Raw genomic sequence first — 14,485 nt, 5'->3', positions numbered from 1 at the left:
TCGGTTCAGTTGCGGTTGCCCGCGCCGTTGCCGAGACGGTTGCCCGCGCCGGGCTTGTCATAGGTCTTGCCGCTGTGCACCGAGGTATAGGAACCGTTCTCGCGGATCGCCTCGTTGACCGCCTTGTTGACTGACCCGTAGGTCTGTCCATGGGCCGAGTTCGGGCCGCCCTTGAACGTGCCGGAGACGGTTTCGCCGATACCGTTATTGGCGGAAGCGGCGGTGCCGAAGGCAACGACGACGGCGGCGGTCAGAATGGGTTTGAGCATGATGTCCTCCTGTCAGTTTGTGAGAAGGGGTACGGAGCGAGCACGCAACCGGATCACTTTTTCCGTCGAGCCGGGATAGTGGGGGATGCGTCGAAGGGTGGTTTTGAGCGGGGGCGTGCGAAATGCGCCCATACTATTGCCAGTTTTTTTCGGTCGATGACATTGCCAAACTTAAAGCATTGCTGCTAATTGGCTGCAGCTCAAATGATTGCAAAGAAAGGGTTTTTCATGGGTCGCTTTTGGTTTTTTGCCTTGCTCCCGTTGCTGGCAGCCTGTACGCCGACCACGCCGACGCTGCACTTCGCGTCAGAAAACGCCGTGGCGTTGCGCTACCATGCGTACGATGAAGTGCCAACGCTTACCGCTCAAGCCCTAGACGAGGCCGCTCGGCACTGTGCGAAGTACGGGAAGTTCGCTAACTATAAGGGTGGCAATGCAGTGAACGCGCTGAGTACTGAAGAGATACACCAGTTCTCCTGCGACAAAACCAAGAGTGATGATAGCGCTGTTATAGGCGGGCAGGCGCGCCGTCCAAGCTACATCATCATAGAGTGATTGGCGAGATTGGCTCTATGAAGAAGCGTAACGCCTAGTGTGCGGGAAGGTGGATCCGCGTGTATCGTGGGTTCACCCACAGTTTCGCGCGGACGTGGTTGGGAGGCGCGGTTCATCTGCATGGATGATCGGTGATGGTTCAGTCCGCGCGCGGGGCGCTAGCAACGACCCACCCTACGGCTTGCTTTTTCTTTTGATCCGGAAAGGTTCCGATCAGTGCCCGACGGCTCGCTAGGTTGGTGGAAGGACGCGCTTTCCCAAGCGCGGGTTCCAAGCTCTTATCATGGCTGTAACCGATCGCGTTGCCTTTTCGTAGACTTCGCCGGGACTTGAACCCATCGGGTAGATCGATCTCGATAGTTCGCGAAGTGCCACTAATGAGTATAGCGCCAAACGATCTACATCCTCGTAGATTGGAAGCGGTAGCTCTGCGGTTGCTTCACGTCTCGTCTTGGTCAGTTTGTGAGCGATGTATTTATCGCGATGGTTTTTTAGCCGATTATATCGCGGGCTACTTTTGGCCGACGCGATGATCTTTCTGAGATGTCTTGTAGCAATAGAGAATCCGCGATCACCACCAGGCAAAGGAAATGTAAAAAGATCTGGCCTCTCGCTCAGCTCTTGCTCCAAACGGTACAGGGCGCCGGGAAGGCTCAAGCTCTGACTTGGAGACCGTTCATCTGTTTCCCAAAATGCAACGAGGTCGAGGACAATTGAGTTAGTCACTAGTCGTCGAAGCATTCTCAAACTGTGCGCCCCTTCATCACCTTTTTGTCTTTGCATAAGTTCATGGTCCATTACGATCTTTCGAAAAATCGCATGGGAGTGAGCCAAGTTTCTACCATGTCGTATTATCTCCATCGTGGGATGGAGCGCACGAACAACCGCTTCAGCGCGTAGTTTGCCTTCGTCGCTCACCTCGTGAACTTCTTGTACTTCACCCGCTTCGGTTCCACCGAATCCGGTCCCAGCCTTCTGATCTTGTCTTCCTCATAGGCCTCGAAGTTTCCTTCGAACCATTCGACATGGGCCTCGCCCTCGAAGGCGAGGATATGGGTGCAGAGGCGGTCGAGGAAGAAGCGGTCGTGGGAGATGATGACGGCGCAGCCGGCGAAGTCGTCGAGCGCGGCCTCCAGCGCCTGAAGCGTTTCGACGTCGAGGTCGTTCGTCGGTTCGTCGAGCAGCAGGACGTTGCCGCCCGAGCGCAGGAGTTTTGCCATGTGCACGCGGTTGCGCTCACCGCCCGACAAGAGCCCCACCTTCTTCTGCTGGTCGCCGCCCTTGAAGTTGAAGGCCGAGCAATAGGCGCGGGAGTTCATCTGGACGTCGCCAAGCTCAATCTGCTCGGCGCCGCCGGAGATCTCCTCCCACACGGTCTTGTTCGCATCGAGCGCGTCGCGGGACTGGTCGACATAGGCGAGCTTCACCGTGTCGCCATAGGTCACCGTCCCGGCATCGGGCTGTTCCTGACCGGTCAGCATGCGGAAGAGCGTGGTCTTGCCCGCGCCGTTCGGGCCGATGACGCCGACGATGCCGCCGGGGGGCAGCGCGAAGGACAGGTCCTCGATCAGTTGCTTGTCGCCCATGTGCTTCTTCAGCCCCTCGACCTCGATCACCTTGCCGCCGAGGCGGGGCCCGTTCGGGATGATGATCTGGGCGCGGGTCAGCTTGTCGCGCTCGGACTGGTCGGCCAGTTCGTTATAGCGGTCGATCCGTGCCTTCTGCTTCGACTGTCGGGCCTTTGCCCCGGCGCGGATCCATTCGAGTTCGCGTTCCAGCACCTTCTGGCGCGCCTTGTCCTCGCGCGCCTCCTGCGCCAGCCGCTTGGCCTTCTGTTCGAGCCAGCTTGAATAGTTGCCCTCGTAGGGAATGCCGCGGCCGCGGTCGAGTTCGAGGATCCAGCCGGTGATGTCGTCGAGGAAGTAGCGGTCATGGGTGACGCAGAGGATGGTGCCGCCATATTCGATCAGGTGCTTTTGCAGCCAGGCGATGGTTTCGGCGTCGAGGTGGTTCGTGGGTTCGTCCAAGAGCAGCATGTCGGGCGCTTCGAGAAGCAGCTTGCAGAGCGCGACGCGGCGCTTTTCGCCGCCCGAGAGCGTGTCGACCTTGGCCTCATCCGGCGGGCAGCGCAAAGCCTCCATCGCGACGTCGATCTGGCTGTCGAGGTCCCAGAGGTTCTCGGCGTCGATCTCATCCTGAAGCTTCGCCATCTCGTCGGCGGTCTCGTCGGAATAGTTCATCGCCAGTTCGTTGTAGCGGTCGAGCTTGGCCTTCTTAGCGGCGACGCCGAGCATGACGTTGCCGCGCACGTCGAGGCTTTCGTCAAGCTGGGGTTCCTGCGGCAGGTAGCCGACTGTCGCGCCCTTGGCGGCCCAGGCCTCTCCGCTGAAATCCTTGTCGATTCCGGCCATGATGCGCAGGAGGGTCGATTTACCCGCGCCGTTGACGCCGACGACGCCGATCTTGACACCGGGCAGGAAGTTCAGGCGGATATTCTCAAAGCATTTCTTGCCGCCGGGATAGGTCTTGGAGACGCCATCCATGTGGTAGACGTATTGGTAGGATGCCATTTTTCCCTCCGCGATCCGGTGTGGCCTTCTCCTCTAGTCAAGAGTGCCGGGAAGGGCAATTGGCGGCGGAAAAAAAGGCCGCCCGAAGGCGGCCTTTGTTTGTTGCGGCGGGGCTTATTCCCGGTTGTCGAGCGCGTAGGCGCCGCTGCCGATCAGGGCCTGGACGATGAGAGCCACGGACCAGAATGCCGGGTATTCCCAGCCGCCGCCCTGGTTCGAGAAGATGAAGCCCGCCGACCAGTGGGCGGTGAAGATCGCGCCGAGCAGGACGGGGACGAGGGCGAGCGCGACGAGGCGGGTCTTGAAGCCCACGATCAAAGCGAGGCCGCCGAACAGTTCGGCCGCGATCACGAGATAAGCAAGGGGCCCCGGCAGGCCGATGCTTTCGAAGAAGCCTGCCGTTCCGGCGGGCGTGAAGACCACGATCTTGAGAAGCGCGTGGATGATGAAGAAGACCCCGTTCGTCACGCGCAGGATGAGCGCGGCGAGGGCGATGCGGTCGGCGGTGGTGCCGGGCAGGGCGGAAAGCGTTTGGGTTGTCATGTCAGTCTCCGTTGCGGGCTGCGTTTCATTGCTGCGGAGAGTGGGACCGGCGGGGCTTTGGGGCAATTCGGTATCGTCAAACAGGACGTGTTCGAAAAAGAACAAAAATATTATCGAATAGGATTGGCTGTGCGATTATGCAGGGTCGTGGCGGTGGAGTGGTGATCGGGGTCCGCCCCCGGCGTCCGGCCCCATTGCCGGTTTCGATACCACGTCCGCGTTGACAGGGGGCGAGGTGGCGGGAACAAAGGGCGGACAGGCAAGGAGCAGGACGTGCAAGGCTATCCCGTCGCATATCCCGGCATGAGTATTGGTCTTCTCGGCGGGTCGTTCGACCCGGCGCATGAGGGCCATGCCCATATCACGCGGGAAGCGTTGAAGCGGTTCGGGCTGGACCGGGTGTGGTGGCTGGTCTCGCCCGGCAATCCGCTCAAGGCGCGGCAGCCCGCGCCGATGGCCGACCGGATCGCAAGGGGTAGGCGGGTCATGGGCCATCCGCGCGTCGTGATCTCGGATATCGAGGCGCGGCTGGGGACGCGGTATACGGCTGAGACCCTGCAGCGCCTGATGGCACTTTATCCCGGGGTGCGGTTCGTCTGGCTGATGGGCGCGGACAATCTGGCCCAGTTCCATCTCTGGCAGGACTGGGAATGGATCATGCATAACGTGCCGGTCGGGGTCTTTGCCCGGCCCGGCGCGCGGCTTGAGGCGCGGGGTGCGCGGGCCGCGGAAGAATTTGCGCGGTTCCGGCTGCCGTCGCAGGCGGCGCTTTTGTTGCCCCGGATGCAACCGCCGGTCTGGGCTTTCCTTGACGTGCCGATGGTGAACATCTCGTCCACGGCAATCCGCGCACGCGGCGACTGGCGCGCCTGATGGGGGTTGCCTCCGGCCTGCCCATGGGCGAGATTTCCGCGCGGGAGGACAGGTGGCAATGACGCGGCTGACGCGGCGGTTTATTCTGACGGGCATGCTGGGCGGGCTAGCGGGGCAGGCATTGGCCGAGGCGCCCATGGTTTCGCCCCGGCCAAAGGCGCGGCCTTTGCGGGTTGCCACGGTGTCGGCCGCCCCGGCGGAGGATCTGATCCGGGCGGCGGGGCTTGGCGGTCGCGTCGGCTTTGTCGTGGCCGATGCGCGGACCGGGCTGGTGCTGGAAGCCTCGGACGCCGATCTGCCGCTGCCGCCTGCCTCAACCGCGAAAATCATTACTTCGCTATACGCGCTGGATCATCTCGGGCCGGGGCACCGCTTCGGCACGCGGTTGATCGCGACCGGCCCGGTTTCCGGCGGCAAGGTGCAGGGCGATCTGGTGTTGGCGGGGGGCGGCGATCCGGTCCTGTCGACCGACGATCTTGGCGATCTGGCCGCGGAACTGCGCAAGGCGGGCGTGACCGGGATCACCGGGCGGTTCCTCGTCTGGGGCGGGGCGCTTCCGTATCTGGAGGCGATCGACCGCAGCCAGCCGGAATGGCTGGGCTACAATCCGGCCGTCTCTGGCCTAAACCTCAATTTCAACCGGGTGAATTTCGTCTGGAAGCGGGCGGGGTCGGGCTATGAGGTGGGTATGGATGCCCGCGATACGCGCTTTGCGCCGCAGGTCTACTCCGCACGGGTGACGATCGCCGACCGCAGCCTTCCGGTCTATACCTATGAGAATGGCGGCAAGGTCGAGGAATGGACCGTCGCGAAGGGCGCGCTGGGCAAGGGCGGAAGCCGCTGGCTGCCGGTCCGTCGGCCTGACCTTTACGCGGGCGATGTGTTCCAGACGCTGGCGCGTGCGCAGGGCGCGCCCCTGCCTGCGCCGGAAGCGGTCGGGAGCCTGCCCGCAGGAACGGTCATTGCGCAGCACGGCAGTTCGGAATTGCGCTCGATCCTGCGCGGCATGATGAAGTATTCGACCAACATGACCGCCGAGGCGGTGGGCATGGCGGCCTCGGTCCGCAGCGGCGTCACCAGCCATGTCGCCTCGGGCCGGGCCATGTCGGACTGGGCCAAGGCGCGCGCCGGGGTCACCACGCCGCGTTTTGCCGATCATTCTGGCCTTGCCGGTGCCTCGCGCATCTCGGCGGCCGATATGGTGCGGATTCTGGTGAAACTCGGCCCCGGCGGGCAGCTTGGCGGGCTGATGAAGGAAATCCGGTACAAGGACAAGGCTGGCAAGCCTTTGTCGCATGTGCAGGTACTGGCCAAGACCGGCACGCTGAACTTCGTCTCGGCGCTTGCCGGTTACGTCTCGGCCGGCGGCAGCGACCTGGCGTTCGCGATCTTCACCGGCGATATCGCCCGGCGCGACGCGGTGCCCGACAGTCAGAAGGAACGGCCCGAAGGCGGCAAGGCCTGGGCGCGGCGGTCGCGCCAGATGCAGCAGCAACTGATCGAGCGCTGGGCGGCGGTTTACGGCAGCTGAACGCCAACGATCTGTCGCAAACGGGCGCGCGGGTTGTCGAAGTCATTCGCAAGTTGACCTGAGGGCCTGATAGGGGCGGACGTTACAAGGGGACGAGGATGACGGGTAAAACCAGCCTGCCGAACATTCTCTTGATCATTGCCGATCAGATGACGCCCTTCATGCTGGAGGCCTGTGGCTATCCCGGTGCCCAAACCCGGCATATTTCGGCGCTTGCCGACCGTGCCGTGAATTTCACCAATGCCTATACGCCAAGCCCGATCTGCGTGCCTGCCCGATCCTGCCTGATGACCGGGCTTCTGACCTCGACAACGGGGTGTTATGACAACGGCGACCCTTACCCCAGCTTCATCCCCACTTTTGCGCATTACCTGACCAATGCGGGTTATGACACGGTGCTGTCGGGCAAGATGCATTTCATAGGCGCCGATCAGTTGCATGGGTTTGGAAGGCGCCTGAACACCGACATCTATCCGTCGGGTTTCCTCTGGTCCTATCCGCTTTTGCCCGAGGACGATCCCAAGGCGATGGCCTTCGATTTCGCGCCGCAATACCGGGCGGAGAATATCGGGCCGGGCTGGACGGCCGAGCTGCAATATGACGAGGAAACCCAGTTCCGGTCGCTGGAATATCTGCGCCATACGCCGAAGCACCGGCCGTGGATGCTGACAGTGAGCTTTACGAACCCGCATCCGCCCTATGTCGTGCCGCGCAAGCACTGGGAGATGTACAAGGATGCCGACCTGCCCCTGCCGCACTATCCCGACGATATGGATGAGAAATACTCCGATTTCGACCGGGCCTTCATCCGCTGGTACGGGCTTGACCGGAAGTCGATCCGTGACCCTGAACATCTGATCGCCATGCGGCGGGGCTTTGCCGCCCTTGCCCACTATGTCGATGACAAGGTCGGCGAGTTGATGGATGTGCTGGACGAGCAGGGTCTGACCGACGACACCATCGTCATCTTCACGTCGGATCATGGAGAGATGCTGGGCGAGAAGGGGCTGATCCAGAAGCGCAGCCTTTACGAATGGTCGGCACGTATTCCACTGATCGTGGCAATGCCGGGCGGCACGCGGCGCGATGTGGCGACGCCGGTTTCCTTGATGGACCTGCCTGCGACATTGGCCGATCTCGCGGAGCAGGAGCTGGCGCGGCCGATGGAGGGACGCTCGCTGCTGCCCGCGCTCAGCGGTCAGGCGCTGGAGGAGGTTCCGGTCATCGCCGAGTATCACGGCGAAGGCATCATGCGGCCGAGCTTTCTGGTGCGGAAAGGCGCGTGGAAATACATCTACTGCCATCGCTCGGCGCCGCAGCTTTTCAACATAGAAGAGGACCCCGGCGAGTGGGTGAACCGCGCGGGCGATCCTGCCGTGGCGGGGATCGAGGCCGAGTTGAATGCCGTGATCACCGGCGGGCGCTTCGACCTCGACGCGATCGAGGCCGATGTCTGGGCGCGGCTGCCGCAAAAGGCGGTGGTCAACGCCGCGATGGCGGCAAACGGAACGGCATGGGACTACCGGGTGGAGGATGACGTCACCCGGAAATACGTCCGCAAATAACCCCGCTCAGATCCCGTAGCGCGCGGCGGTGAGGCCGTCGAAGTCGATCTCGGGCTTCTTGCCCATGACCAGATCGGCGACCGCGCGGCCCGAACCGGCCGCCATGGTCCAGCCGAGCGTACCGTGGCCTGTGTTAAGGTAGAGGTTGCGGTAGCGGGTGGGGCCGAGAACTGGGGTCCCGTCGGGCGTCATCGGGCGAAGACCGGTCCAGCCTTCGGCTTGCGAAAGATCGCCGCCCTTGGGGAAGAGATCGCCGATGACGTGGCGCACCGTATCGGTCGCATGGGGCCCGAGCCGGTCGGAATAGCCGGCGATCTCGGCGGTGCCCGCCACCCGGATACGGTCGCCGAGCCGGGTGATCGCGACCTTGTGGGTTTCGTCCATGATCGTCGATTGCGGCGCGAAGGCGTCGTCGGTGACGGGCAGGGTGACTGAGTATCCCTTGACCGGATAGACCGGCAGGCGGATGTCGATGGGATTGAGCAGCTTTGGCCCGAACGATCCCAGCGCGCAGACATAGCGATCGCCCTCGACCCGGCCGAGGCTTTCGGTCAGGACGCCGATCACCTCTTCGCCGCGGGTCTGGATCAGCCTGATCTTCTGGCCGTAATGGAAGGTGACCCCAAGAGCCGCAGCCTTTTCGGCGAGTGCCATGGTGAATATCCGGCAATCGCCGGTGCGGTCGGCGGTCAGGCGCAGCCCGCCCACGAACTTGTCCTTGACCTCGGCCAGTGCGGGTTCGACTTCGATACAGCCGTCGCGGTCGAGGACCTCATAGGGGCTGTCGAACTCGGCGAGGATCGCTTGATCGGCCTTCGACGCCTTCATCTGCTTTTCGGTGCGGAAGAGCTGCAGCGTTCCCTGTTCGCGGCCGTCATAGTCGATGCCGGTCTCGGCGATCAGGTCGGGCATCACGTCGCGCGAATAGTTCGAGACGCGGACCATGCGGGATTTGTTGAGCGCATAGGCGCTCTCGTTGCAGTTCACCAGCATCTTGGCGCCCCAACTCCACATCGTCGGGCTGATCAACGGCCAGATGAAAAGCGGGCGGCGCTTCATGAAGAGCCATTTCAGCGCCTTCATCGGGATTCCGGGCGCAGCCCAGGGCGAGGTCATGCCATATGAAAGCTCTCCCGCATTGGCATAGCTCGTCTCCATGCCCGGGCCCGGCTGGCGGTCCAGAACCACGACCTCGGCGCCTTGGCGGGCGAGGTAATAGGCCGTGGTGACGCCGATCACCCCGGCGCCCATGACGACAACTTTCATGATTCCGTCCCCCGTTCGCGTTCGATGCCGCGCTAGCATAGCAGGGGACCAGCGACAATTGGGATTGGATTCCAGCCCTTATGAGACATGGCTGGGCCCGGGGCCTGCGCGGTTCCGTTATTCCTTTGCCAATATAAAGTCGGGCGTCCGGGAATTCAGGGCGATATAATCGACATTCACCATGTCGTTGTCACGGGTGCGCGCGCGCGCCGCATCCGGGGACAGGCCGTGATCGAGCCATCGCCTGATCAACCGGGCCTCAAGCTCCTCTCGGCTGACATCCAGACGGATTTGCAGGTCGAGAAGCCCCGCCAGATCCGACCATGGTGGTGTGTTCAGCAAGAGGTAATTTCCTTCGATCAGGACGATACGGATGTCTTCGCCGATCTGGCCTGCGCCGGGCACGGTGCTGTCGGCTTCCCGGTCGAAGGTGGGAAATTCAACGGTGCCCTTCTGGCGCAGTTTGCGGACGAGAGCGACGAAACCGTCTGCGTCAAAGGTTTCAGGCGCGCCTTTGCGATGCAGAAGCCCCATTTGCCGCAGGCGATCATTGTCGAGATGGAACCCGTCCATCGGCAGGACCGTTGCCCCGGGCCCGAGACGCGCGGCCAGATCCTCGGCGATCGTCGACTTGCCCGAACCGGGTGCGCCTGCGAAGCCGACCAGCAGGCGGTCGTGGCTGCGCGCGCGGGCTTCGATTTCCTTTACAAGCGCTTCCTTTGATATCCGTGTCATCGGGTCAGTCTGGTCCTTGGTCTGCGGGTGGGGCGCATTGAACGCGGCAAAGAATGCCGCAGGTCAGGTGCCGGAGGGAAGCCCGGAGAGCAGTTTTGCCATCAGGGCGCCCAACTGGTCCTGTTCGTCTTCACTCAACGCGGACAATATCCGGGTTTCGTTCTGCGAATGGGCGGAGAGCGCCCGCTCGATCAGGTCGCGGCCCTTCTCAGAGAGCTGGACGAGCGTGCCGCGCCGGTCGGCGGGATTTGGCAGGCGTTCGATCAGCCCCGATTTCTCCAGCCGGTCGAGCCTTGCGGTCATGCCACCCGACGAGAGCATCGTGACGCCATAAAGCTCGGTAGGAGTCATACGGTAGGGCGAACCGGACCGGCGGAGCGCAGCCAGAACGTCGAATTCGCCGTCCTGAAGGCCAAACTCGACGAAAACCGGCACCAGATGATCGCGGCGGATCACCAGTGCAAGTTCGGACAACCGGCCCAGAACCTCCATCGCCCTGAGGTCGAGGTCAGGCATTTCCTGCCGCCATTGAGATACGGCGAAGGTCGCACGATCCATTTGTCTTGACATCAAGATACTTTTCACTAAGTTAGTCTCCGACAAGATACTAATCCAGTTTGGAGTGAAATCAAATGGCGGATGCCGTTTCCCGCGCGGGGATGCCCCCCCGCGTCATGGGGTCTTCCCTTGCCGCGCCGCTTCTTCTGGTCGCGGTCGGTTCACTGATCGCGACGGCGGTCGCGTTGTCGAAACTTGCCGCAGCAGCGGGGGCGCCTATGCTTGGCTATCTCGGCGCGGTCTGGGTCGGGGCGGGAGCGATGCTGATCGTGCCGGTTCTGATCGGACGGGGTGTGGCTGGTCTTGGCCAGCTCATGCCCTACAGTTTCGGCGCAGGCGCGCTGATGATGGCGCCGAGTGCCGCCGGATATCTTGCCGTTGGCCATGTCGGCGCTGGCTTCGTCTCGCTGACATTCGCATTTCCGGTCCTGATCACATGGGTCATCGCGCGGGGATTGCGGATGGACGGCGCAAGACGCGGGCAGGGACTGGGCGTCTCGGCGGCATTGGTTGGCGGCGTTGTGCTGGCATCCGGCAAGCTGGCGGAGACCGGCGGGCCCGGCGACGGGGCGCTCTGGGTGGGTGTCGCGGCGACCATTCCGGCGGCTTTGGCATTGGGCAACATCTTTCGCACCCGGTTCTGGCCCGTTGGAGAAGCGCCGCTGACGCTTGCGGCGCTGTCGGTCCTGATCGGCGCGGCTTTGGTTCTGCCGCTGGCCATGGTCAGTGAAGGTAGCCGGCTTTCGGTGCTCTGGACCGATCATGACATCCTGCTTCTGATCCTGACGGGATCGGCCGTGGTGGCGGCGCAATATGTTCTGCAATTCCGCCTGCAGGCGCTGGCCGGACCTGTCTATATGAGCCAGATCGGCGGGGTTGCCGCCATGGTCGGCGCCGTCCTTGCCGTTGTCGTTCTGGGCGAGGCTTTGCCACCCGCCTTCTGGCCTGCCGTCATGCTCATTGTGGCCGGAACGGTGCTGTTCCAGCGCGCGGCAATGCAGCACGGCCGCCCTTGACACTTCACGGGACGAGGCGCATGACTTCGCCCCGTCATGGTCGATCTGCGCCCCGTCGGTTACGTCCTGGGACTTGTCATTGCCGCGCTTGGCGTGACGATGCTCATACCATTCGCGACCGATCTCTGGCTGGCCAACGGAAATGCCCATGCCTTCGGTGAAGCGGCGTTGTTAAGCGTCATCTTCGGCGGGCTGACTGCCATGGCATGCCAGAACCGGGCGGGGCGCAGCCTGTCCATCCGCCAGGCCTTCCTGCTGACGGTCGGCATATGGCTGCTGGTGCCGTTTTTCAGTGCATTGCCCTTCGTCATCGGCAAGCCGGACGTCGCCATCATCGACGCATATTTCGAGGCAGTCTCAGGTATCACGACGACGGGTGCGTCGGTCTTCGTTGACGTTGACCTGCTTCCGGCCGGGGTCAACCTCTGGCGCGGGATGCTGAACTGGCTCGGCGGGCTTGGGATAGCCTTCATCGCCATGATCTTCCTGCCGGTGATGCGGGTCGGCGGCATGCAATTCTTTCGCACCGAAGGCTTTGACACCTTTGGCAAGGTTCTGCCGCGCGCAACCGACATCGCCCGCGACCTTTTTTTCGTTTATGCCGGTCTGACCATCCTGTGCATGGAAAGCTACTCACTGCTCGGGATGCCGGTCTTCGAGGCTGTGGCTCATGGTTTCGCGACGATCGCCACCGGGGGGTTCTCGCCGCGGGCCGCTTCGTTCGCCGGTTATTCCGCGCCGATTGAATATGCGACGGTTATCTTCATGATCCTCGGCAGTCTGCCTTACATCCGCTACGTCCAGCTTGTTCGCGGGACTGCGCGACCGCTCTTTCGCGACGCGCAGGTGCGCGCCTATCTGGGCTGGATCGCCGCGGCGGTTCTGTCGGTCACGCTCTGGCGCGTACTGACCAGCGATCAGTCGGTGGAACCGGCCTTTCGCGAGGCACTGTTCAACCTCGTGTCGATCATGTCGTCCACCGGGTTCGGCACCGGCAGTTTCCCGAGCTGGGGTGGCTATGCGATCATGGTCGCACTCTGGATCGGCATTATCGGTGCCTGTTCGGGATCGAGTGCGGCGGGCCTGTCGGTGTTCCGTGTTCAGGTGCTGCTGAACGGGCTGATGGCCGAGATCCGGCGCATCCATTCCTCCAGCCGGATCGTACCCCTGCGTTATGACCGCCGTCCGGTGGACCGCGATACGCTGGACGCGATAACGCTTTATCTCGGCGCCTATATCCTGACCTTCGGCGTTGTCGCGGTTCTGATCCTCGATACGGGCGTCGACATCGAATCCGCCATTTTCGCCTCATGGACCTCCATCGGGAATATTGGCTATGGCTATGGCCCGCTGGTGGCGCCGACGGGCACGTTCATCGACTTTCCCGACCCTGCGAAACTTCTGATGATCCTTGCGATGATCATGGGGCGTCTGTCGCTTCTGTCGATATTCGTGGTGGCACTGCCGCGCTTCTGGCGGGCCTGAACCTGTCGCGCCCCATCCTGTCACGCTTGACAGATTCGCGATGCCCCGCCATGGCTCTGGCATGTTGGATCTGCGCCCCGTCGGATATGTGATTGGCCTGCTGACCGCCGTGCTCGGGGTGACGATGATCATTCCCATGGCGGTCGATCTTGCCTATGCCAATGGCCACTGGCAGGCCTTCGGGCAAAGCGCGTTGATCACAGGGCTTGGCGGCGGCTTTATGGCCTTGGCCTGCGCCAACGGGGTGCAGCGGCGGCTGTCGCTTCAGCAGACCTTCCTTCTGGCGACCGGTGTCTGGATGGTGCTGCCGCTTTTCGGGGCGTTGCCGTTCTATTTCGGTGCGACGGGTGCGCGGGTCGTGGACGCTGTTTTCGAAGCAATGTCCGGCCTGACGACAACCGGGGCGACGGTCTTCATCGGTCTGGATGATTTTCCGGCCGGGCTTCTGCTCTGGCGGTCGATGCTGCAATGGTTCGGGGGCGTCGGGATCATCGTCGTTGCCATGGTCTTTCTGCCCGAACTCAGGGTCGGCGGCATGCAGATCTTCCGCTCCGAAGGGTTCGACACCGGCGGCAAGGTCTTGCCGCGTGCCGCCCAGATCGCGGCGCAGATCATGGCGATCTATGTCGCGCTGACGATCGCCTGCGGACTGGCCTATGTTGCCGTCGGTATGACCGGATTCGAGGCGGTGAACCATGCGATGACAACTATCGCCACCGGAGGGTTCTCAACCTCGGACGCATCCTTCGGGCTCTTTCAGGGCGCGCCGGAATATGTGTCATCCTTTTTCATGGTCGTCGCGGCGCTGCCGTTCGTGCGCTACGTCCAGCTTGTGGCAGGCAGCGCCCGGCCGCTCTGGCAGGATGCGCAGGTGCGGGGCTTTCTATGGACGCTCGCCGTGCTCATCGCGGTGATCTGGGCCTATCGCGTCTTCGTGCGCGCGGACAGCATTTTGCACGCGCTGCGCGAGGCGGTTTTCAACGTGACCTCGATCATCACCGGGACAGGCTATGCCAGTGCCGACTACCAGCTCTGGGGGCCTTTTTCGATCGTTCTCTTTTTCTTCATCGGCCTTATCGGCGGCTGCGCCGGATCGACCTGTTGCTCGGTCAAGATCTTCCGCTATCAGCTTTTGATTGCAGCGGTCAGCGCCCAGATCCGCCGTATCCACTCGCCGAACGGGGTCTTTGCGCCGCGTTACGCCGGGCAGCCGGTGACGGATGAGGTCCTGTCCTCGGTTATGAGTTTTCTTGGGCTTTTCGTCGTCAGCCTTGGCCTTATTGCCGTGTCGCTCGCGCTGACAGGGCTCGACTTCACCACGTCGATTTCAGGTGCTGCGACCGCCATTGCCAATATCGGCCCGGGGCTGGGCGAGATCATCGGACCGGCCGGGAACTTCGCCGCGATCAATGATCTGGCGAAATGGATCCTGACCGGGGCGATGCTGCTTGGCCGTCTTGAACTGCTGGTCGTTCTGGTGCTTTTCCTGCCGCGGTTCTGGCGGGCCTGACGGCCCGGC

Annotated in this window: 14 protein-coding genes; 7 read left to right on the top strand and 7 right to left on the bottom strand. The window is 62.6% G+C overall.

The window, feature by feature from the left end:
* Positions 1-5: 5 nt before the first annotated feature.
* Positions 6-269 carry a hypothetical protein gene (locus OEZ71_RS15010; RefSeq protein ID WP_263740804.1) on the bottom strand — a complete coding sequence of 88 codons (264 nt, stop codon included), beginning with the start codon at positions 267-269 and terminating at the stop codon, positions 6-8.
* Positions 270-458: 189 nt separating this feature from the next.
* Here OEZ71_RS15010 and OEZ71_RS15005 point away from each other — a divergent pair, with 189 nt between their 5' ends.
* Entirely contained in the window at positions 459-824 is a 366-nt protein-coding gene (locus OEZ71_RS15005; protein WP_263740803.1) for a hypothetical protein, read from the top strand.
* Positions 825-1,055: 231 nt separating this feature from the next.
* Here OEZ71_RS15005 and OEZ71_RS15000 read toward each other — a convergent pair whose 3' ends face one another.
* The 3 genes from OEZ71_RS15000 to OEZ71_RS14990 form a co-directional block, all read right to left on the bottom strand.
* On the bottom strand, positions 1,056-1,685 hold the full coding sequence (locus OEZ71_RS15000) for an AbiU2 domain-containing protein (RefSeq protein WP_263740882.1): 630 nt from the start codon (positions 1,683-1,685) through the stop codon (positions 1,056-1,058).
* A 53-nt stretch (positions 1,686-1,738) separates the two neighbouring features.
* Complete coding sequence (ettA, locus tag OEZ71_RS14995; RefSeq protein WP_263740802.1) at positions 1,739-3,394, bottom strand: energy-dependent translational throttle protein EttA; 1,656 nt, start codon at positions 3,392-3,394, stop codon at positions 1,739-1,741.
* 114 nt (positions 3,395-3,508) lie between these two features.
* Entirely contained in the window at positions 3,509-3,937 is a 429-nt protein-coding gene (locus OEZ71_RS14990) for a DoxX family protein (RefSeq protein WP_263740801.1), read from the bottom strand.
* 303 nt (positions 3,938-4,240) lie between these two features.
* On the opposite strand from OEZ71_RS14990, the gene OEZ71_RS14985 reads away from it, so the two are divergent.
* From OEZ71_RS14985 to OEZ71_RS14975, 3 genes are all read left to right on the top strand, one after another.
* Entirely contained in the window at positions 4,241-4,810 is a 570-nt protein-coding gene (locus tag OEZ71_RS14985; protein ID WP_263740881.1) for a nicotinate-nucleotide adenylyltransferase, read from the top strand.
* A 58-nt stretch (positions 4,811-4,868) separates the two neighbouring features.
* Entirely contained in the window at positions 4,869-6,341 is a 1,473-nt protein-coding gene (dacB, locus tag OEZ71_RS14980) for a D-alanyl-D-alanine carboxypeptidase/D-alanyl-D-alanine endopeptidase (RefSeq protein WP_263740800.1), read from the top strand.
* A 98-nt stretch (positions 6,342-6,439) separates the two neighbouring features.
* Positions 6,440-7,906 carry a sulfatase-like hydrolase/transferase gene (locus tag OEZ71_RS14975; RefSeq protein ID WP_263740799.1) on the top strand — a complete coding sequence of 489 codons (1,467 nt, stop codon included), beginning with the start codon at positions 6,440-6,442 and terminating at the stop codon, positions 7,904-7,906.
* 6 nt (positions 7,907-7,912) lie between these two features.
* Here the strand turns inward: OEZ71_RS14975 and OEZ71_RS14970 are convergent, their stop codons facing one another.
* The 3 genes from OEZ71_RS14970 to OEZ71_RS14960 form a co-directional block, all read right to left on the bottom strand.
* Positions 7,913-9,172, bottom strand: a complete 1,260-nt coding sequence (locus tag OEZ71_RS14970; RefSeq protein ID WP_263740798.1) for a D-amino acid dehydrogenase — start codon at positions 9,170-9,172, stop codon at positions 7,913-7,915.
* Positions 9,173-9,289: 117 nt separating this feature from the next.
* Positions 9,290-9,907, bottom strand: coding sequence for a nucleoside/nucleotide kinase family protein (locus OEZ71_RS14965; RefSeq protein ID WP_263740797.1), 618 nt, complete (start codon positions 9,905-9,907; stop codon positions 9,290-9,292).
* A gap of 63 nt (positions 9,908-9,970) precedes the next feature.
* Positions 9,971-10,465 (bottom strand): MarR family winged helix-turn-helix transcriptional regulator, encoded by a 495-nt coding sequence (locus OEZ71_RS14960; RefSeq protein ID WP_263740796.1) that lies wholly within the window; start codon positions 10,463-10,465, stop codon positions 9,971-9,973.
* 461 nt (positions 10,466-10,926) lie between these two features.
* Here OEZ71_RS14960 and OEZ71_RS20270 point away from each other — a divergent pair, with 461 nt between their 5' ends.
* From OEZ71_RS20270 to OEZ71_RS14945, 3 genes are all read left to right on the top strand, one after another.
* Positions 10,927-11,481, top strand: coding sequence for an EamA family transporter (locus OEZ71_RS20270; RefSeq protein ID WP_412175635.1), 555 nt, complete (start codon positions 10,927-10,929; stop codon positions 11,479-11,481).
* A 36-nt stretch (positions 11,482-11,517) separates the two neighbouring features.
* Positions 11,518-12,966, top strand: coding sequence for a TrkH family potassium uptake protein (locus tag OEZ71_RS14950; RefSeq protein WP_263740794.1), 1,449 nt, complete (start codon positions 11,518-11,520; stop codon positions 12,964-12,966).
* A 61-nt stretch (positions 12,967-13,027) separates the two neighbouring features.
* The gene (locus tag OEZ71_RS14945; protein WP_263740793.1) at positions 13,028-14,476 is read left to right on the top strand and encodes a TrkH family potassium uptake protein; all 1,449 of its coding nucleotides are present in this window, start codon (positions 13,028-13,030) and stop codon (positions 14,474-14,476) included.
* Positions 14,477-14,485: the final 9 nt, after the last annotated feature.

Origin of the sequence: Albidovulum litorale, assembly GCF_025751495.1 — a bacterium.
GTDB classification, from domain to species: Bacteria; Pseudomonadota; Alphaproteobacteria; order Rhodobacterales; family Rhodobacteraceae; genus Albidovulum; species Albidovulum litorale.
This window is presented reverse-complemented; position numbering and strand designations above follow the sequence as displayed.